Origin of the sequence: Actibacterium ureilyticum, from assembly GCF_002285435.1 — a bacterium.
Taxonomy (GTDB): domain Bacteria; phylum Pseudomonadota; class Alphaproteobacteria; order Rhodobacterales; family Rhodobacteraceae; genus Actibacterium_C; species Actibacterium_C ureilyticum.
Window position 1 is genome coordinate 926,083 of record NZ_NSBT01000037.1, and the last position, 17,557, is coordinate 943,639.

The window sequence follows — 17,557 nt, forward strand, 5'->3', positions numbered from 1 at the left end:
CTAGTCTTGCGGCGCGTGCCGCAGGATGTCCAGCGCGGCGGCGTGGATCGCGGGGTTCGCGGCGGCCAGAACCCGCCCGCCCATATGCACCGGCCCGCCCTGCCAGTCGGTGACGACGCCGCCCGCGGCCTCGATCACCGCAATCGGCGCCTGGATGTCATACGGGTAAAGCCCGGCCTCGATCACCAGGTCGATCTGCCCCAGCGCGATCAGCGCATAGGCATAGCAATCCAGCCCGTAGCGGGTCAGCTTGACGCGGTCGCGCACCTGCTGGAACGCGGCGCGCTCGGCCTTGGACCCGATTTCGGGGAAGGTGGTGAACAGAACCGCATCGGCCAGATCGGCGGTCTCGCGCACCTTGAGCGGCGCGGTGCCATGCGGCCCCTGCAACTGCGCGCGGCCCAAGCCGCCCTCGAACCGCTCGCCGATATGGGGCTGGTCGATGATGCCATATCGCGGACCGCTGTCATCCGACACCGCGATCAGCACGCCCCAGGTCGGGCTGCCCGACATGAAGGACCGCGTTCCGTCGATGGGGTCCAGCACCCAGGTCAGGCCACTTTCGCTGGGCTTGTCGCCGAACTCCTCGCCCAGGATACCGTCCTGCGGGCGCCGCTCGGCCAGAATGGCGCGCATGGCCTGTTCGGCCGCGCGGTCGCCTTCGGTCACGGGATCGAACCCGCCGTCATGCTTGTTGTCGATGCCAAGACCCCGGCCGCGGAAATGCGCCAGGGTCTGAACCCGCGCCGCATCGGCCAAGGCATGGGCCGTTGCGATCAATTCGGTCTTTTCAGCATCGTTCATTGCACGTCCCCGGTCGCCCTGCACCCTGTCGGGCGGTAGCCGCAAGCCGGGGGAAGGTCAAGCGATCCGGCGCTTACGCCGCATCGCTTAGCACACGCGCCAGCTCGAACAGGCGACGGCGCTGATTTTCGGGGATCGCGTAATAGGACCGGACCAGTTCCAGCGCCTCTTTGTCCGACAGCAGGTCGGCCGGCAGGCTGGCTTCGGTCTGGGCGCCCGCGTTCTTCTGGTCGAGCCCTTCGAAGAAGAAGCTGACCGGCACTTCCAATGCATCCGCGATATCCCAAAGCCGCGAGGCACTGACACGGTTCATTCCGGTTTCGTATTTCTGGATCTGTTGAAACTTGATCCCAACGCGTTCTGCCAGCTGCTGCTGGGTCATGCCGACCATCCACCGACGGTGGCGCACGCGTTTCCCCACGTGAACATCAACGGGATGTTTCATTGGCGCACTCCTGTGTTACGCAGTTATGTATGCAATTTCCGTGCCAAACCCACGTCTCATCGCAAAAATATTTCAAATTTGCCCTATCGCGCTGTTTTACAGGCGAGTTTCCCCGGCTACCTGATGCACCTTACACAAAAACCTGCCATTTGGCATGTGTTGAATGATAAAAACGCAATTCTCGCCCTGCGTGTTTCGCGTTTTGCAATGCAATATGCAAAGCCTTTATCTTAACCTTTTGTTTTTATGACCAGAAAAAAACCGTTAAACAGGGCAGCGAAACGATCACAAATTTTGGAAAACTGTACAAGGACAGGGATGCGCGCACTTCAGGTAGAGAGAATCGGTACCGATCCGCTGATGGTTGAGGTCGACCGCCCCGAACCCGGCCCGAACGACGCCCTTGTGCGGATCGCGGCCTGCGGTCTGAACTTCGCCGATCTGCTGATGATCAAGGGCAGCTATCAGGAAACGCCGGAACCGCCCTTTACCCTGGGGCTGGAGATGGCGGGCACGGTCGACGCGCTTGGCGACGGGGCCGATCCGGCGCTGATGGGCCAGCGGGTCGCGGTTTTTGCCGGATCGGGCGGGCTGGCCGAATACGGCGCCTTTCCGGCCGCGCGCTGTGTCCCCCTGCCCGACCGGATGACGTTCGAGGAAGCCGCCGGGTTCCAGATCGCCTATGGCACCAGCCATGTCGCGCTGGACCACAAGGCGCGGCTGCAACCGGGCGAAACGCTGCTGGTGCTGGGCGCGGCGGGGGGCGTGGGCCTGACCGCGGTCGAGATCGGCAAGCTGATGGGCGCCCGTGTCATCGCCGTGGCGCGGGGGGCCGAAAAGCTGGCGGTGGCCGAGCGCGCGGGCGCCGATCACCTGATCGACGCGGAATCCGACGATCTGCGCGGTCAGCTCAAGGCCCTGGGCGGGGTCGACGTGATCTATGACGCGGTGGGCGGAAGCTTGTGCGAACAGGCCTTTCGCGCCTGCAACCCCGAGGCACGCATCCTGCTGATCGGTTTCGCCAGCGGCCAGGTGCCGGTGATCAAGCCCAATCACCTGCTGGTCAAGAATGTCTCGCTTCTGGGGCTGTACTGGGGCGGCTATCTGAATTTCCGCCCCGAGGTTCTGACCGACAGCATGGCGCAACTGTTCGACTGGTACGATGCGGGCAAGCTCAGCCCGCCGGTCGGGCATGTGCTGCCCTTCGACCAGGCGCTTGAGGGGCTGGCCATGCTGCGCGAGCGGCGCTCGACCGGCAAGGTGGTTATCCGACTGCCCTGATGCGCGACACCGGCACGTTGGCATAGCCCTGGCGGATCAAATCCGCCAGCGCCCCGCTCAGCGGGTCCTTGGGGTCGGCCACATACATGTTGATCGACTGCGCCGGCAACTCGGGCAGCGCGCCGCCGTGGTGGATCACCTCGAGCTGTGGCGGTTCGGACCCCTCCAGCATCACGCCCACGGCCAGATCGGCGCTGACCGTCGCCTCAATCGTGCGATCCGATTCGGTATCCACCGCGCGCTCCCAGCCGATCCCGTCGCGATCCAGAACCGCGATGGCCAGCGGGTGAAACCGGCAATGCCGTGACGACCCGATCCGCAGCGGCCGCTGGCGCCAGCAATTGCCGCCGGGCGCGCCGATCCAGCGCAGCGGAATGGTTGTCAGACGCTCGGCATTTCCCGCGACCTCGTCCTCGGTCGTCAGGATCAGGTCGCATTCCCCCTTTGCGAATTGCTGCTTCAGATCGTTGGTATAGGACGAGATCAGCTGCACCTTCACGCGCGGAAACTCTGCCGCGAACCGTTGCAGCACCTGCGGCACCACCGGATAGATGATGTCATGCGGCACGCCCAGCAGGACCTCGCCCTCGAACGCGGTGTCGGTCAGGCGGCTGTAGATCTCGTCGTTCAAGTCCAGCATCCGCCGCGCATAGCTGAGCAACTGCTCGCCCGATGCGGTCAGCGCGATCTGCCGCGCGCTGCGGTCCAGAAGCGTGGTGTCCAGCGATTCCTCCAACCGTTTCAGCTGCATCGACACCGCCGATTGCGTCAGGTTCAGGAACCCGGCGGCGCGGGTCACCCCGCCGGTATCGGCCACGGTCACGAAAGAGCGCAGGGCGGTCAGGTCGAGATTTCTGGGCACATCACGTTCCTTGATGGTTCAGATAAAAATCATTCGTTTGATTTATGACATGCGGCACGGCACATATCAAGCATGTTCATGGGTAACCAAACACCCATCACAGAAACGAAAGGAAACGACATGGCACATTCGATTATCGAGCGTCACCCCGCCCGCGCCGCCGCTGCCGGTGGCGTTCTCCCCCGTATCTATCGCGCATTCGCCGTCGCCGAGCAGCGCCACAAGCTGGCCCAGATGGACGATGCGCGCCTTGCCGATATCGGTGTCACCCGCGCCCAGGCCCGCGCCGAAGCGCGCCGCCCCTTCTGGGATGTCCCCAAGGGTTGGAAAGCATAAGCGAAACCGTCGGAAATCCGGACGGAAACACTTGAAAATTGGCGCATACTCGCCAATATTTACCCCAAAGCGGCTGTCCGACCGGATGGCCGTCCCTGGTAACATGGAGGCTTGAATGGCTGAATTTGATACGATCCGCGCAGGTCAGGCGGGCGTCCGCACTGCGCAGATTGACGAGGGCCTGCGCGCCCATATGAACAAGGTCTACGGCACGATGTCGGGTGGCCTTCTGGTGACCGCGCTGGTGGCGTGGGCCGTTGGCACGAACGATGCGATGGTCAGCGCGATCTTCGCAACGCCGCTGAAATGGCTGGTGATGTTCGCGCCGCTGATCATGGTTTTCGCCTTTGGCGCGATGATCAACCGCCTGTCGGCCGCCGGTGCGCAACTGTTCTTCTATGCCTTCGCGGCGATGATGGGCCTGTCGATCAGCTATATCATGGTGGTCTTCACCGGCATCTCGATCGCACAGACCTTCCTGATCACCTCGATCGCATTCGCCGGCCTGTCGCTTTGGGGCTATACCACCAAGAAAGACATCTCGGGCTGGGGCAGCTTCCTGATCATGGGTGTGATCGGCCTGATCGTGGCGTCGATCGTGAACATCTTCCTGGGCAGCCCGGCGCTGATGTTCGCAATCTCGGTGATCGGCGTGCTGATCTTCGCGGGCCTGACCGCTTATGATACGCAGAAGATCAAGACCGATTACCTGCAGCACGCGCATGCGATGGACAGTGAATGGCTGGGCAAAGCGGCGATCATGGGCGCACTGAACCTGTACCTGGACTTCATCAACATGTTCATGTTCCTGCTGCAGCTGTTCGGCAGCCGCGAGTGATCCGCGCGAACATCTGAAAACACCAAGGCCGGCATCACGCCGGCCTTTTTCTTGTGCGGTGTCAGCGCTTGATCCGGCCCGTCCAGAACAGGAATGCGCCGTCCTGCCCCACCACCTGCAGATCCCGCAAGCGCGGCGCCAGCTGCGGCAGGTCATCCTGATGGCACACGCCGCGCAGCTTGCCCCTGAGCCGTTCGCGATACCCATCCACGCGATCGGGGGTCTTCAGCCCGACAAAGGGCTTGTCATTAACCGCGCCATAGACCGAAATCATACCATCGGGAAAACGGCTTTCGCGGGTGAAATTGCACACGACAAGGGTTTCGTCCTGCTGCAATCCCGGCGCCATCTTCGACAACGCCGCGATCTTGGCCAGGGTCAGGTCGCTGGGATAGAGCGTCAGGTCCGCCGCCGGACGAAACGGCCCGCCCGCCCCGGCCGAGATCAGCGCGGCCAGGCCCAGCCCCAGCACCTGCCAGCGGCGCGCGCACAGCGACACCAGCACCACGCCCAGCGCCGCCGCCAACAGCGGCACGAACAGCAGCGTATAGCGCGCATAGACGCTGCCATTGGCCAGCAGCATGGCCAACGCGAAAATGGCAAACAACCCCGGCAGGAACAGAAGATCCGCCTGCCGCAGGCGGAACGGCAACCAGGCCAGCGCCACGATCATCAGGCTGCGCAACAGCGGCTCGGACGCGATGATCAGATCATAAAGATCGCTGCCGGTGCGCTGCTTCACCACCGGGCCGACGGGCGCGAACCGCTCGACCATCTGGCGCCCGTACAGGTCCTGGATCGCGATCCCCCCATGCAGCAGAGACTGGAACAGGGGCCAGACCAGCACGCCCGCGATGGATAGCCAGATCGCGCGCTTGTAGTGCGGCGTTTCCTTGAACCGCGCGGTGGTGCCGCCGTGATAGGCCGCCGTCCGGTTATACAGCCACAGGCCCAGCCACAGTATCACCAGCCCCACCGGCGCCTTCTGCAACGCGCCCAGCGTGATCGACAGCGCGACCGCATACCACCATCGCGGGTTCTGGAACGCCTTGAGCATGGTGATCAGCGTCAGGGTCAGGAAAAACGTCGCCCCCACATCCAGCATCGCGGATACCGCATGGCCCCACAGCTCGACCGAGCTGGCGCATAGCAGCACCGCGGCGGGCATCGCCCAGGGCAGACCCGGCGCCAGCAGCAGCGCCAGCCAGGCGCACAGCCCCAGCGTGCCCAGCATGAACAGCATCGACGGCAGGCGCAGCGCCACGGTCTGGTCGACCCCGGCCTCGATCAGGCCGCCGATCATCCAGTATTGCAGCGGCGGCTTGCGAAAACCCGGCCTGTTGTTGTTATAGACGGTCGTCCAATCGTCGAACCGGGCGAAGCCCATCGACCGGTCCAGCGTGTGGAATTCGTCGAAATGCCGGATCGCCCCCTGGGGCAGGTATTGCAGATGCCAGATCCAGACCGCCGCGATCAGCAAAACGGTGACAATGGCCGGCAAAAGCACGGGCCCGGGCACCGCGCCCAAAGGCGGCTTTGCCTGGAAATGTTCCTTGATACGGTCGCTCAGCCGCGCAAGCGTCTGCTTCAACATCTTTGCCCCCAGCCCTGACCGGGGATCAGGATTTCTGGCCCTAAACTTCAAAGGGCCGCGCTGATGCGCGGCCCTGTGTCATGTTTACGATCAGGAAGGCTTACTTGATCTTGCCTTCTTTGTATTCGACATGCTTGCGCACGACGGGATCGTATTTCTTTACCACCATCTTCTCGGTCATGGTGCGGGCATTCTTCTTGGTCACATAGAAGTGGCCGGTGTCCGCGGTCGAGTTCAGGCGGATCTTGATCGTGGTCGGCTTCGCCATTTTTCGTCTCCGTCGAGCGGGCGGCGCGGCCACCCGTGAAATCCTTGAAGCCCGCCTTTTACTGTTCTGACGACCCGAGTCAACCGCGATTTCGCAATAACTGCGCCTGACCGGGCCGTGCCGTGGGAAAACCGGCCTGTGCCGGGCCGGTTCAGGCCTTCATCCCCATCGCCGCATGGACCCGGGCGCGGGTCGCATCGCTGAGACCCAGCGCCTTGGCCAGCCCGTCGAGATACTGTGCCTCGGGCGCGCTGTCGACCTTGACCGTCATCAATGAGGTTGCATAGACCTGCGATTTCATCTGTTCCGAGGTATCGGCAGCCAGCGCGGTGATATCGACGGGCGCGGCCATTTCCTTTTTCACGAAGTCGCGCTCTTCCTTGTCGAGCTCGCCCATCATCTCCATGATCTTGGCCTGCTCGTCCTTGTCGATCTCGCCATCGACCTTGGCGGCCTGGATCATCGCGCGGATCATCAGCTTGGCGTTTTCCTCCATGCTGGAACTGGCGACCTTGTTACCGGTCAGCGTGTCCCAGAAGGCGCCGGTCTGCTCGGCGCCCGCGGCGGCGGCCCCGGTCATGGCGCTCATCAGCCCGCCCATGCCCGCCATCGCGCTTTCGCCCGCCTGCGTCGGCATGCCGAATTTCGAAAACATGTCCTGCATCGCCTTGGTCCCGCCGGGAATGCCCAGCTTTTCCATCATGCCGTCCATCTGCTCGGCCATGTTGGCCGTGGCCGGGTTGGATTTCATCGCCTCTTGCAGGCCCGCCATGCCGCCCATCTGCTTGTATTTGTCCAAGCCCTTGGCGGCGGCGAAACCTGCGGCCAGCGTGGCCAGCGTTCTGACGAAACTCATGGAAATCTCCTTTGTGGCACCCTGCGATGAAACGTATCGGACCCACTGTAGCAATTTTTTTCGCGATTGCAGAAAAATATGCGCGGATGGCCTGTAAGCCGGATTCTGTCCACCCCGGACCGTGATCCGGGGCTGGATGACCATTCCTCTGGGCGCATCGTTGCCGATACGCTCTAGCTGCCAACCCGGGTCTCTGGGCCAAAGCTTCCCTGCGGGCGCACCCGCGCGAGACCCCTATTCGGCATTGCTCCCGGTGGGGCTTGCCGTGCCACGACTGTTACCAGCCCTGCGGTGGGCTCTTACCCCACCGTTTCACCCTTGCCCCGGCCGGGCCGGGGCGGTCTGTTTTCTGTGGCGCTTTCCCTCGGGTTTCCCCGGCCGGGCGTTACCCGGCACCGTTGCCTTGTGGAGTCCGGACTTTCCTCCCTGGCGGGTTGCCCCGCCGAAGGCGGCCATCCGGCCATCCGCGCAAGGGGGCAATACTCTTTGTGGACGGTCCGCGTCAATGCGGCTCAGGTCCACAGCGCGCTGTGGCCCAGGGGCGTGAAATCCTCGGGCGCCAGCGGCCCTGTGGCCTGCGGGCGGTACCGCAAGCGCACAGCGGCCAAAAGGGTTTCGTCGTCAACCGGGGCCGTGAACCCCGCATCACGAGCAAGCTGTCGAAACAAGTCTGCCGGCACGTCCCCCGGCCCGGCATCATACCCCCGTCGTCCAGCCAGCCCCATCCGTTCCAGCCGCAGCCAGTCGAAACGCGGACCGGGATCGCATTTGCGGCCCGGCGCCATGTCGGAATGCCCGATCACGCCTGCGGGCGGAATGGACCAGCGCGCCATGATACCGGGCAAAAGCCGTTCCAGCGTCGCCATCTGGGGTTCGGGGAAAGGGTGATCGCCGGTATTGGCCAGCTCGATCCCGATGGAATGGGAATTCACATCCGTGATCGCGCCCCACTGCCCCGCCCCGGCATGCCAGGCGCGCTGGCCCTCGTCCACCATCTGCCACAGGGTGCCGGTTTCGCAGATCAGGTAATGCGCCGAAACCTCGGCCAGCGGGTCGCACAGGCGTTCCAGCGCCGCATGGGCGCTGGTCATGGCGGTATAGTGCAGCACGATCAGACCGGGCCGCGCCCCGTCACGACGCGGGCCGAAATTGGGTGACAGGTGCCGGATCGGCGTCACCGTGCTCAGCGGTTCACGGCCAGCCGGAACGGGCGCGGGTCCCAACCACAGGCAAAGCCGTCGCCATCGGGGTCCAGGTTCAGCTTGTCCTTTTCCGGGCCACCGGCCTTCAGGAAGGCCTCCTGCGCCAGATCGGACGAGGTGTATTTGGCACAGGACCGCGCCGGATCGCCGCGCAGCCCCGACCGGCGATAGGCCTGCTGTCCGGGCTGGTTGTTGGTGGACAGCGCGAAGTCGACGATGTTCACACCGCTGCCGCCCTGCCGCGTGGGCACGGCGGTGGGCGCGATCACCTCATAGGTCTGGCGCTGCGCCTGCAGGCGCTGGCGGTCGCTCTGTATCGTTTCACGCTCGGACACGGCCGAAAAATCCTGTTCGTCCGAGATCCCGGGGTTGTTGGTCGTGACCACAGGCGCGGGCGCGCCCGTCCCCTCTGACGCGTCAATGGCCGCACCCGCGACCCGGGCGATGTCGACCTCGGCGGATTCGGGGGGACCCGCGATCTGTTGCGGGCTGACGGTTGCCTGACCCTGCGGCGCGCGCACGGTGGTTTCCCCGGCCAGCTGCCGGTCCCGCTGGATACGCTGCTGCTGATAGCTGCCGTAATCTTCAAACCCGACACCGGCACCGGAATCCGGCACCTGCGGCGCGCATGCCGTCAGAAGAACACCGACCAGAACGAAGGAACCCGTACGCATCATACCAACCTGCCCTTGTTTTCAAGCGTTTCGGCGCAACTTACCACCATTTCACAGGCTTGGAAACAAAGCCCGCGGCGGCTTCCAGCGCATAGGCCGTGTTCAGCAGATCGCCCTCTTCCCACGGCCGCCCGATCAGTTGCAGCCCTAGCGGCAGCCCTTGTTTATCAAGCCCCGCGGGCACCGAAATGCCGGGCAGACCGGCCAGGTTCACGGTGACGGTGAAGACGTCGTTCAAATACATTTGAACCGGATCGGCATCGGCCATCTCGCCCAGCCCGAAGGCGGCCGAGGGCGTCGCGGGCGTCAGGATCGCATCGACCCCGGCGGCAAAGACATCCTCGAAATCCTTCTTGATCAACGCGCGCACCTTGCGGGCGCGGTTGTAATAGGCGTCATAGAAGCCCGCCGACAGCACATAGGTGCCGATCATCACCCGGCGCTTGACCTCGGGGCCGAAGCCCTCGGCGCGGGTCTTTTCGTACATCTGCACGATGCCGTCGCCCTGTGCCAGCTTGGCCCGGTGGCCATAGCGCACCCCGTCATAGCGCGCCAGGTTGCTGGACGCCTCGGCCGGGGCCACCACGTAATAGGCGGGCAGCGCGTATTTGGTGTGCGGCAGGGTGATATCGACGATCTCGGCGCCCGCATCCTTCAGCATCTCGGCGCCGTCATGCCACAGCTTCTCGATCTCTTCGGGCATGCCATCCATGCGGTATTCCGCCGGGATGCCGATCTTCTTGCCCTTGATGTCGCCGGTCAGCATGGCTTCGAAATCCGGCACCGGCAGATCGGCGCTGGTGCTGTCCTTGGGGTCATGGCCCATCATCGCCGTGCCCATGATCGCCGCATCGCGCACGGTCTTGGTCATCGGCCCGGCCTGATCGAGGCTCGAGGCAAAGGCCACGATGCCCCAGCGCGAGCACCGGCCATAGGTGGGTTTCAGCCCCACGATGCCGGTAAAGGCCGCGGGCTGGCGGATCGAGCCGCCGGTATCGGTGCCGGTCGCCGCCAGGCACAGGTCGGCGGCCACGGCACTGGCCGAGCCACCGGACGAGCCGCCCGGCGTCAGCGCCGCGTCGTCATTGCCGCGCCGCCAGGGGTTCACCGCATTGCCGTAAACGCTGGTTTCATTGGACGATCCCATGGCGAATTCGTCCATGTTCAGCTTGCCTAGCATCACCGCACCGTCATCGGCCAGTTTCTGGCTGACGGTGGATTCGTATTCCGGCTTGAACCCTTCCAGAATGCCACTGGCGGCCTGGCTGGCCACGCCTTTGGTGCAGAACAGGTCCTTGATCCCCACCGGGATGCCGCACATGGCGGGCGCGTCCCCGGCCTGAATGCGGGCATCGGCGGCCTTGGCACGCTCCAGCGCGATCTCGGGCGTCTTGTGCACGAAAGCGCCCAGCGCATCGGCGGCGTCGATGGCGCTCAAACAGGCTTCGGTCAGTTCGACGGCGGTGGTGTCGCCCGCGCGCAGCTTGTCGCGCGCCTCGGCAATGGTCAGGTTGTTCAGATCAGACATTATTCCACCACCTTCGGCACGGCAAAGAACCCCTCGCGCGCGTCGGGCGCGTTCGACAGGATCTGGTCCTGATAGCCCCCGTCGGTCACCACGTCGTCACGGCGTTTCAGGCGCATTGGCGTCACGCTGGTCATCGGCTCTACGCCCTCGACATCGACCTCGTTCAACTGCTCCATGAAGGTCAGGATCTGCGACAGCTCGCCCGCCAGCGCGGGCAGGTCGGCTTCGTCTACAGCGATGCGCGCCAGATGGGCCACCTTGCGCGCGGTGTCGATATCGATGGACATGGAAATCTCCGTCTCTTGTCAGCGCCGGGTTTAGCCTTGCGGGCCTTGGGCTGCAAGCCTGTGGCGGCGCAGAACCGCGATCATCCAGCCCAGCATCAACGCATTGCAGCAATGCCACAGGAAATGCGTGCCCACCGGGATCGCGGCGCAAAGCGGTTGGTCGAGACTGCGAAAGGTCAGCGACACCACCAGAAGCCCCGCGCCGATGGCCAGCCCGCGCGCCACCTGCGGCAGGCGGTTGCGCAGCAGCACGGCATAGATCGCGATCAGGATCGGCAGCGGCGCATAGGCCGATGCCGCCTGCATCCCGGGCACCCGGTCGACCAGCGGGGTGACCACGGCGGCAAAGGGAAAGAACAGCGCCGTCAGGCCCAGCGCAAGCCAACGGCCAAGCCCCCAGAACCGGCGATTGGCCGCAAAGATATAGAGCAGCGAGAACACCGCGATGGGCGCCACATCCGCCACCCCGGCCCAGACCGTGGCATGGGTGTGAAACAGGTACGACCCCACCCCGATGCCCCCCAGGATCAGGCACAAGGCACGCTCCAGCACGCCATCCACCCGCCGCCACATCACCAGCGCCGCAATCACGAAGGCGGCATTCGTCACCGCGTTCAGCGGCTCGGCCCAATAGCCCGGGCCAAGCCGTTCGCAATAACCGTCAACCTGACGCATCCAGTCCATCGTGACAGGGGCCCGTGCTTTGTTAGACTTCCCCCAACCACATAGGAGGGAATCGATGAAAATCATATGGCTCGGGCATTCCGGCTTTCGCATCGAAATCGGCGATCAAGTCCTGCTGGTCGACCCGTGGCTGACCGGCAACCCGATGTTCCCCGAAGGCGCGCGGGCCGAAGCCATTGCCGGGGCGACCCATATCCTGCTCAGCCACGGTCATGGCGATCACTCCGCCGACACGCTGGCGATTGCCAAGGACCTGTCGATCCCTGCCGTCGGCATCTATGACCTGATGTCCTTCTGGGAGGAAAGCGAGGGCATCGCCACCGTGGGCTTCAACAAGGGCGGCACGGTCACCCTGGGCGATGTGTCGGTGACGATGGTGCATGCGGTGCATTCCTCGTCGCTGGGGTCGGCCAACGGGCCGGTCTATGCCGGGTCCGAGGCCGGGTTCATGATCTCGGGCGAGGGGCGCACGATCTACTTTACCGGCGATACGGATGTGATGGCCGACATGGCGCTGTTTCAGGACCTGCATGCGCCCGATATCGGCATTCTGTGCGCGGGCGGGCATTTCACGATGGGGATGGAACGCGCGGCCTATGCGGCAAAGAAATTCTTCGATTTCAAAACGGTCATCCCCTGCCACTACAAGACCTTCCCGCTGCTGGAACAATCCGCACAGGCGTTGAAAGACGGGTTGCCCGGCGTCGATGTGATCGAGCCCGAGGTCATGACACCCATGGTGCTGTAACCGCATGCCCGCACAGGATTTCACACCCGCCGAATACGAAACCCGCCTGTCCCGCACCCGCGCCGAGATGGCGCGCCGGGGGCTTTCCGTCCTGATACTGGCCGATCCGTCGAACATGGCCTGGCTGACCGGCTATGACGGGTGGAGCTTTTATGTCCCCCAGGCCGTCATCGTGCATGTGCGCGACGGCGTGTTGTGGTGGGGGCGAACAATGGACATGCCGGGGGCCGCCCAGACCACATGGCTGTCTGATGACGACCTGTTCGACTGGCCCGAGGCGCATGTGCAGCACCCCGACCACCATCCGTTCGACCATCTGGCCGAGAGCCTGCAATCGCGCGGCTGGACCGCCGGGATCGGGGTCGAGATGGACAATTACTATTATTCCGCCGCCGCGCACCGGGTGCTGGAACGCGCGCTGGGGGCTGGCGCGTTGCAGGATGCGACCGGGCTGGTCAACTGGCAGCGCGCGGTGAAAAGCGGCGCCGAACTGGCGCTGATGCGCAAGGCCGGGCAACTGACCGCCGCCATGCATCGGGTGTTGCGCGAAACCGCCCGGCCCGGCCTGCCCAAGCACGAGCTGGTGGCGCGGGTTCAGGCCGCAGGGCTGACCGGCGTGCCGGGGTTGGCCGGCGATTACCCGGCAATCGTACCCATCGCGCCATCGGCGCGCGAGGCCGCCGCAGCGCATCTGACCTGGAACGACAAGCCGATGCAGCCGGGCGAGGCGACCTATTTCGAGATCTCGGGTTGCTATCAACGCTATCACTGTCCGGTCAGCCGCACGCTGCACCTGGGCCCGCCCCCGGCCGAGATGAAGCGCGCCGAAGAGGCGGTTCTGCAAGCGGTCGCGGATGCGCTGGCCGCCGCCCGGCCCGGCGCAACCTGCGAGGCTGTGGCGGCCTGTGTCTATGACGCGCTGGGGCGGGCGGGGTTCGAAAAGACCAGCCGCACCGGCTATTCCGTGGGCCTCAGCTATCCGCCCGACTGGGGCGAGCGCAGCATGAGCCTGCGGCCCGGCGATACGACGGAGCTGCAGGAAAACATGTGTTTTCACCTGATGCCCGGGCTTTGGACACCCGAATGGGGGCTGGCGATCACCGAAACCTTTGTGGTGACCCCCGATGGCGGCCAGCCGCTGACCGACATCCCGCGCGGGATTGCCGAAATCGGCTGACCCCGCGCGCCCGTCACCACAGATCGTGCCGCCCCGCCGAGGTGGGCGGCACCGGGGGCAAGCCGATATCGCGCCGCAAATGATCGGACAGATCCTGCGGCGGCATGTGCCGCGCGCGGGGTTTCAGGACCACCGCGATCACCGCCCGCAGGGTCGCCCGCGCGCCGTAACGGGCGATCAGCCGTTCGACCGTATCGGACAGGGGAATTTCATCGTCCAGAAGATCAATATTCATAGCGGGTCCCAGCCGGTGCTTACCGGCCCTTTCGAAATAGATTGGTCAAGACATCTGCGCAGACCCCGCAACCGGGTGCCCTGCGCTTACGCGTCCGAAGCTGTGAAGGGTTTGAAAAATCCAGCCGTCAGGCTGGACGCCGGATCAGCGCTGACGGCCTCGTCGTGCTGCGGCAACCGCTGCCACTGTGCAATAGCCGGGGCGCGAAATCATGTACGTCATGTCAGTGCCTCCTTCTTGCATTGGCGGGATGCGTGCTCTTTAGCAATTTATGGGAAAAATTGCCATGCATTTCTGCGGGCACCGCAGACCGGCACGCACCGCGCGCGGGAAACCGCCGGAATTTGAGTATTTTCGGAGCAATGAAACAGCCGGGTGGCGATCTTAGCGCAGCCGGTCGAAGAACGACCGGAGCAGGCTTTCGGCCGCGCGCGCGTCGATCCCGTCATAGACCTGTGGGACGTGGTGTGCCTGTGGGTGGTCGAAGACGCGCGGGCCGTGGGCCACGCCGCCCGATTTCGGATCGGCCGCGCCATAGTATAGCCGCGCGATGCGGGCCTGGCTGATCGCGGAGGCACACATCGGACACGGCTCCAGCGTCACATAGAGGTCATGTCCCGGCAGCCGTTCCGATCCGGCGGCGGCGCAGGCGGCGCGCAGGGCAAGGATCTCGGCATGGGCAGTGGGATCGTGCAGCTCGCGCGTGCGGTTGCCGGCGCGGGCGACGATGCTGCCATCCGGCGCCACGATCACGGCGCCCACCGGCACCTCGCCCCGGGTGGCGGCGGCGCGGGCCTCGTCCAAAGCGGCCTGCATATGGCTGGTGAAGGGGCTCATGCCCCCTGATGCCCTGCCCCGCCCCGGCTGCGCAAGCCGCTTTCGCTTGGCCGCGGAAACCGATAGGGATCGGCCATGAGCACTGAAACACCCAAGGGCGACCGCATCGCCAAGGTTCTGGCGCGGGCCGGTATCGCCAGCCGGCGCGAGGCCGAGCGCATGATCGAGGCCGGTCGCGTGACCGTGAACGGGCGCAAGATCGACAGCCCGGCGCTGAACGTGACGCCCGCCGACAAGATCACCGTCGACGGCAAGCCGCTGGCCGAACCCGAGCCGCCGCGGCTGTGGCTTTACCACAAGCCCACCGGGCTGGTGACCACGGCACGCGACGAAAAGGGGCGCGAGACCGTGTTCGACGCCCTGCCCGAGGGGATGCCGCGCGTGATGTCGGTGGGGCGGCTGGACCTGAATTCCGAAGGCCTGCTGCTCTTGACCAATGACGGCGAGATCAAGCGGCGGCTGGAGCTGCCGTCAACCGGCTGGCTCAGGCGGTACCGCGTGCGGGTCAAGGGCGCGCCCGAGGATGCGACGCTGGAGCCGCTGCGCCAGGGGCTGACCGTCGATGGCGAGGCGTTCCAGCCGATGGAGGTCACGCTGGACCGGCAGCAGGGCGCGAATGCCTGGCTGACCGTCGCCCTGCGCGAGGGGCGCAACCGCGAGATCCGCCGCGCGATGGAGGCCGTGGGCCTGACGGTGAACCGGCTGATTCGTGTCAGCTATGGCCCGTTCCAGCTGGGAAACCTGAAACCCGGCGAGGTCGAGGAGCTGCGCGCGCGCGTTCTGCGCGACCAGCTGGGCCTGGACAAGGAATTCAAGCCTGCGACAAGCCCGAAACGGGCGGTCAAACGCCCGGCGCGCAAGCGTGGGGGAAAACCGCCGCGTCAGTAACCTTGCCCCAGGGTCGGGAATATGGCTGGATGCCACGGGACCAACCGGGATGGAGAGGCGTTGAATGGCCGACTTGCTGACGATCGAAAATCTGGGAAACCTGCTGATGCTGTGTTTCCTGCAGGCCGTGCTGGGCTTCGACAACCTGTTGTATATCAGCATTGAATCGCAACGCGCGCCGGTCGCGCAACAACGCGCGGTGCGGTTCTGGGGCATCATCATCGCCGTGGCGCTGCGGGTGGTGCTGCTGTTCGTGATGATCAACCTGATCGAACGCCTGAGCGAACCGTTCTTCGTCATGAACTGGACCGGCATCCTGGAAGGCGGGGTGAATTTCGCCACGCTGGTCTTCGTGATCGGCGGGATTTTCATCATCTATACGGCGGTCAAGGAAATCTCGCACATGTTGTCGGTCGAACACCTTGACCATGATGTGGAACATAAATCGGGCAAGTCCGCGGTTCAGGTGATCATGCTTATCGTGTTCATGAACCTGATCTTCAGCTTCGATTCGATCCTGTCGGCGCTGGCCATCACCGATGTCTTCTTTGTTCTGGCCACCGCGATCCTGCTGTCGGGGGCGGCGATGCTGCTGTTGGCCGATCATGTGACCGCCTTTCTGGAAAAGAACCGCATGTACGAGGTTCTGGGCCTGTTCATCCTGCTGATTGTCGGCGTGGTTTTGCTGGGCGAGGCCGGGGTCGCGGCCGAACATGCGATGCATGCGGCCGCAGCCGAGGCCGCCCATGGTGCGGCCGATGCCGCACACGGTGCCGCCGAAGCCACGGATCTGAGCATCAGGGTCTTCGGCTATCCGCTTGTTCCGATGTCGAAAACCACGTTCTATTTCGCGGTGATCGTCCTGTTTGCGGTCGAGATCCTGCAATCGGGCTATGCCCGCAAGCTGGCCGCCGAACGCCACGCCGCGCAAAGCCGCAAGGTCTGAGCGCCGCGCTTTCACCGAAACGCTGCATCGCCTATAACGGGCGGTGTGGCACGTTCAGGGGGTGACCTTCCATGTCGGAAACGGGACTGCAGAAAATGTCCTTTCTTCTGCTGGTGATGCTGATCTTCTATGTCTCGGCCAGCGCGGTGGCTGGCTGATGGCGCAGCGCTATGGCGGCAAATACAGCCCCCAGGGCGATCCGGCTGGCACGACGCCGCCGGGGCAGAACCCCTATCACGGCAAGAAACGCACCCGGGTAGGCGCCAAGATCAACATGCTGTTCTTTGCGCCGCTGCCGCTGGCGATCAAGGCGTTTTCGGCGGAACCGGTGGTCATGGCGACCTATCTGGTGGCGTTCGGCACGCTGATCCTGGCGGCCTGGCTGACGCGCGAGGGGCTGATCGCGCAAGAGGCGTTTGAGGCGCGCAAGATCGCCCGCCGCCCCGCCCTGCCGCGCAAGATCCTGGGATCGGTGCTGACCGGCGCCGGGCTGGCGATTGCCGGGTTCGCGGGCCACGGGGTGGTCGAGGCTGCGATTTTCGCCGTGCTGGGCGCGGCGCTGCATTTCTTCACCTTCGGGCCGGACCCGCTGCGCGACAAGGGGATGGACGGTGTCGACACGTTCCAGCAGGACCGTGTCGCGCGCGTGGTGGACGAGGCCGAAGCGCATCTGAAAGCCATGTCCGACGCAATCCGCCGGGTACAGGACCGCCAGCTGGAAACGCGCGTGGACCGGTTCATGACGATCGCCCGCGACATGTGCCGCACGGTCGAGGATGACCCGCGCGACCTGACCGCTGCGCGCAAGTATCTGGGCGTCTATCTGCTGGGCGCGCGCGATGCGACGGTGAAATTCGCCGATCTTTACGCCCGCAACCGCGACCCCCGGGCGCGCGCCGATTACGAGGCACTGCTGGACGATCTGGAACGCAATTTCACCGCCCGCACGCAGACCCTGCTGCTGGATGACAAGACCGACCTGGATGTCGAAATCGAAGTGCTGCGTGAAAGATTGCAGCGCGATGGCGTGCGCCTGGAACGCGCGCAGTAAAATGGAGAGTTGAGAG

Annotated in this window: 21 protein-coding genes and 1 other RNA gene; 8 read left to right on the plus strand and 14 right to left on the minus strand. The window is 64.6% G+C overall.

What is annotated here, in order from left to right; all coding sequences use genetic code 11:
* Both hisN and CLM60_RS17570 read right to left on the minus strand, forming a co-directional pair.
* Entirely contained in the window at nt 1-804 is an 804-nt protein-coding gene (gene hisN / locus CLM60_RS17565; RefSeq protein ID WP_095590392.1) for a histidinol-phosphatase, read from the minus strand.
* A gap of 73 nt (nt 805-877) precedes the next feature.
* Entirely contained in the window at nt 878-1,249 is a 372-nt protein-coding gene (locus CLM60_RS17570) for a helix-turn-helix domain-containing protein (RefSeq protein WP_095590393.1), read from the minus strand.
* 318 nt (nt 1,250-1,567) lie between these two features.
* On the opposite strand from CLM60_RS17570, the gene CLM60_RS17575 reads away from it, so the two are divergent.
* Nucleotides 1,568-2,530, plus strand: a complete 963-nt coding sequence (locus CLM60_RS17575; protein ID WP_095590394.1) for an NADPH:quinone oxidoreductase family protein — start codon at nt 1,568-1,570, stop codon at nt 2,528-2,530.
* On the opposite strand, the gene CLM60_RS17580 is transcribed toward CLM60_RS17575, so the two are convergent.
* Entirely contained in the window at nt 2,514-3,392 is an 879-nt protein-coding gene (locus CLM60_RS17580) for a LysR family transcriptional regulator (protein ID WP_095590395.1), read from the minus strand. The two genes, CLM60_RS17575 and CLM60_RS17580, sit on opposite strands and share 17 nt — an antisense overlap.
* Nucleotides 3,393-3,512: 120 nt before the next feature.
* Here CLM60_RS17580 and CLM60_RS17585 point away from each other — a divergent pair, with 120 nt between their 5' ends.
* Together CLM60_RS17585 and CLM60_RS17590 are read left to right on the plus strand one after the other, a co-directional pair.
* A complete protein-coding gene (locus CLM60_RS17585; protein ID WP_095590396.1) occupies nt 3,513-3,728 on the plus strand; it encodes a YjiS-like domain-containing protein in 216 nt (71 codons plus the stop codon).
* Between the two features lie 115 nt (nt 3,729-3,843).
* Nucleotides 3,844-4,566, plus strand: a complete 723-nt coding sequence (locus CLM60_RS17590) for a Bax inhibitor-1/YccA family protein (RefSeq protein ID WP_095590397.1) — start codon at nt 3,844-3,846, stop codon at nt 4,564-4,566.
* Between the two features lie 61 nt (nt 4,567-4,627).
* On the opposite strand, the gene CLM60_RS17595 is transcribed toward CLM60_RS17590, so the two are convergent.
* The 9 genes from CLM60_RS17595 to CLM60_RS17635 form a co-directional block, all read right to left on the minus strand.
* Nucleotides 4,628-6,160, minus strand: coding sequence for an ArnT family glycosyltransferase (locus CLM60_RS17595; protein ID WP_095590398.1), 1,533 nt, complete (start codon nt 6,158-6,160; stop codon nt 4,628-4,630).
* A gap of 100 nt (nt 6,161-6,260) precedes the next feature.
* Nucleotides 6,261-6,428 carry a 50S ribosomal protein L33 gene (gene rpmG, locus CLM60_RS17600; RefSeq protein ID WP_008034579.1) on the minus strand — a complete coding sequence of 56 codons (168 nt, stop codon included), beginning with the start codon at nt 6,426-6,428 and terminating at the stop codon, nt 6,261-6,263.
* A gap of 151 nt (nt 6,429-6,579) precedes the next feature.
* The gene (locus tag CLM60_RS17605; RefSeq protein WP_095590399.1) at nt 6,580-7,284 is read right to left on the minus strand and encodes a DUF533 domain-containing protein; all 705 of its coding nucleotides are present in this window, start codon (nt 7,282-7,284) and stop codon (nt 6,580-6,582) included.
* 78 nt (nt 7,285-7,362) lie between these two features.
* Nucleotides 7,363-7,752, minus strand: an RNA gene (rnpB, locus tag CLM60_RS17610) — RNase P RNA component class A.
* Nucleotides 7,753-7,796: 44 nt separating this feature from the next.
* Complete coding sequence (locus CLM60_RS17615) at nt 7,797-8,471, minus strand: N-acetylmuramoyl-L-alanine amidase (RefSeq protein WP_095590764.1); 675 nt, start codon at nt 8,469-8,471, stop codon at nt 7,797-7,799.
* A complete protein-coding gene (locus CLM60_RS17620) occupies nt 8,468-9,163 on the minus strand; it encodes a hypothetical protein (protein WP_245848465.1) in 696 nt (231 codons plus the stop codon). Before CLM60_RS17620 ends, CLM60_RS17615 begins: the two co-directional genes overlap by 4 nt.
* Before the next feature lie 37 nt (nt 9,164-9,200).
* A complete protein-coding gene (gene gatA, locus CLM60_RS17625) occupies nt 9,201-10,688 on the minus strand; it encodes an Asp-tRNA(Asn)/Glu-tRNA(Gln) amidotransferase subunit GatA (protein ID WP_095590400.1) in 1,488 nt (495 codons plus the stop codon).
* Nucleotides 10,688-10,975: an Asp-tRNA(Asn)/Glu-tRNA(Gln) amidotransferase subunit GatC gene (gatC, locus tag CLM60_RS17630; protein ID WP_095590401.1), complete on the minus strand. Its 288-nt coding sequence runs from the start codon at nt 10,973-10,975 to the stop codon at nt 10,688-10,690. The genes gatA and gatC overlap by 1 nt, the downstream gene beginning before the upstream one ends.
* 30 nt (nt 10,976-11,005) lie before the next feature.
* The gene (locus tag CLM60_RS17635) at nt 11,006-11,659 is read right to left on the minus strand and encodes a ceramidase domain-containing protein (protein WP_095590402.1); all 654 of its coding nucleotides are present in this window, start codon (nt 11,657-11,659) and stop codon (nt 11,006-11,008) included.
* 55 nt (nt 11,660-11,714) lie between these two features.
* On the opposite strand from CLM60_RS17635, the gene CLM60_RS17640 reads away from it, so the two are divergent.
* Both CLM60_RS17640 and CLM60_RS17645 read left to right on the plus strand, forming a co-directional pair.
* A complete protein-coding gene (locus CLM60_RS17640; RefSeq protein ID WP_095590403.1) occupies nt 11,715-12,407 on the plus strand; it encodes a metal-dependent hydrolase in 693 nt (230 codons plus the stop codon).
* Between the two features lie 4 nt (nt 12,408-12,411).
* Nucleotides 12,412-13,584, plus strand: a complete 1,173-nt coding sequence (locus CLM60_RS17645; RefSeq protein ID WP_095590404.1) for a M24 family metallopeptidase — start codon at nt 12,412-12,414, stop codon at nt 13,582-13,584.
* Between the two features lie 13 nt (nt 13,585-13,597).
* On the opposite strand, the gene CLM60_RS17650 is transcribed toward CLM60_RS17645, so the two are convergent.
* Together CLM60_RS17650 and CLM60_RS17655 are read right to left on the minus strand one after the other, a co-directional pair.
* A complete protein-coding gene (locus CLM60_RS17650; RefSeq protein ID WP_095590405.1) occupies nt 13,598-13,819 on the minus strand; it encodes a hypothetical protein in 222 nt (73 codons plus the stop codon).
* A gap of 384 nt (nt 13,820-14,203) precedes the next feature.
* Complete coding sequence (locus CLM60_RS17655; protein ID WP_176473918.1) at nt 14,204-14,656, minus strand: nucleoside deaminase; 453 nt, start codon at nt 14,654-14,656, stop codon at nt 14,204-14,206.
* 75 nt (nt 14,657-14,731) lie between these two features.
* Here CLM60_RS17655 and CLM60_RS17660 point away from each other — a divergent pair, with 75 nt between their 5' ends.
* From CLM60_RS17660 to CLM60_RS17670, 3 genes are all read left to right on the plus strand, one after another.
* Nucleotides 14,732-15,544: a pseudouridine synthase gene (locus CLM60_RS17660; protein ID WP_095590406.1), complete on the plus strand. Its 813-nt coding sequence runs from the start codon at nt 14,732-14,734 to the stop codon at nt 15,542-15,544.
* 64 nt (nt 15,545-15,608) lie between these two features.
* Nucleotides 15,609-16,490: a TerC family protein gene (locus tag CLM60_RS17665; RefSeq protein ID WP_095590407.1), complete on the plus strand. Its 882-nt coding sequence runs from the start codon at nt 15,609-15,611 to the stop codon at nt 16,488-16,490.
* Nucleotides 16,491-16,647: 157 nt separating this feature from the next.
* Entirely contained in the window at nt 16,648-17,541 is an 894-nt protein-coding gene (locus CLM60_RS17670; protein ID WP_095590408.1) for a 5-bromo-4-chloroindolyl phosphate hydrolysis family protein, read from the plus strand.
* Nucleotides 17,542-17,557: the final 16 nt, after the last annotated feature.

Excerpts from the sequence above, each read along its gene's own strand:
- CLM60_RS17650 (WP_095590405.1), bottom strand. The coding sequence starts at position 13,819 with ATGAATATTGATCTTCTGGACGATGAAATTCCCCTGTCCGATACGGTC.
- CLM60_RS17570 (WP_095590393.1), bottom strand. The coding sequence starts at position 1,249 with ATGAAACATCCCGTTGATGTTCACGTGGGGAAACGCGTGCGCCACCGT.
- CLM60_RS17665 (WP_095590407.1), top strand. The coding sequence starts at position 15,609 with ATGGCCGACTTGCTGACGATCGAAAATCTGGGAAACCTGCTGATGCTG.
- CLM60_RS17660 (WP_095590406.1), top strand. The coding sequence starts at position 14,732 with ATGAGCACTGAAACACCCAAGGGCGACCGCATCGCCAAGGTTCTGGCG.
- CLM60_RS17575 (WP_095590394.1), top strand. The coding sequence starts at position 1,568 with ATGCGCGCACTTCAGGTAGAGAGAATCGGTACCGATCCGCTGATGGTT.
- CLM60_RS17635 (WP_095590402.1), bottom strand. The coding sequence starts at position 11,659 with ATGGACTGGATGCGTCAGGTTGACGGTTATTGCGAACGGCTTGGCCCG.
- CLM60_RS17595 (WP_095590398.1), bottom strand. The coding sequence starts at position 6,160 with ATGTTGAAGCAGACGCTTGCGCGGCTGAGCGACCGTATCAAGGAACAT.
- CLM60_RS17585 (WP_095590396.1), top strand. The coding sequence starts at position 3,513 with ATGGCACATTCGATTATCGAGCGTCACCCCGCCCGCGCCGCCGCTGCC.
- hisN (WP_095590392.1), bottom strand. The coding sequence starts at position 804 with ATGAACGATGCTGAAAAGACCGAATTGATCGCAACGGCCCATGCCTTG.
- gatA (WP_095590400.1), bottom strand. The coding sequence starts at position 10,688 with ATGTCTGATCTGAACAACCTGACCATTGCCGAGGCGCGCGACAAGCTG.
- CLM60_RS17670 (WP_095590408.1), top strand. The coding sequence starts at position 16,648 with ATGGCGCAGCGCTATGGCGGCAAATACAGCCCCCAGGGCGATCCGGCT.
- CLM60_RS17590 (WP_095590397.1), top strand. The coding sequence starts at position 3,844 with ATGGCTGAATTTGATACGATCCGCGCAGGTCAGGCGGGCGTCCGCACT.
- CLM60_RS17655 (WP_176473918.1), bottom strand. The coding sequence starts at position 14,656 with ATGAGCCCCTTCACCAGCCATATGCAGGCCGCTTTGGACGAGGCCCGC.
- CLM60_RS17645 (WP_095590404.1), top strand. The coding sequence starts at position 12,412 with ATGCCCGCACAGGATTTCACACCCGCCGAATACGAAACCCGCCTGTCC.
- CLM60_RS17640 (WP_095590403.1), top strand. The coding sequence starts at position 11,715 with ATGAAAATCATATGGCTCGGGCATTCCGGCTTTCGCATCGAAATCGGC.
- CLM60_RS17620 (WP_245848465.1), bottom strand. The coding sequence starts at position 9,163 with ATGATGCGTACGGGTTCCTTCGTTCTGGTCGGTGTTCTTCTGACGGCA.
- rpmG (WP_008034579.1), bottom strand. The coding sequence starts at position 6,428 with ATGGCGAAGCCGACCACGATCAAGATCCGCCTGAACTCGACCGCGGAC.
- gatC (WP_095590401.1), bottom strand. The coding sequence starts at position 10,975 with ATGTCCATCGATATCGACACCGCGCGCAAGGTGGCCCATCTGGCGCGC.
- CLM60_RS17605 (WP_095590399.1), bottom strand. The coding sequence starts at position 7,284 with ATGAGTTTCGTCAGAACGCTGGCCACGCTGGCCGCAGGTTTCGCCGCC.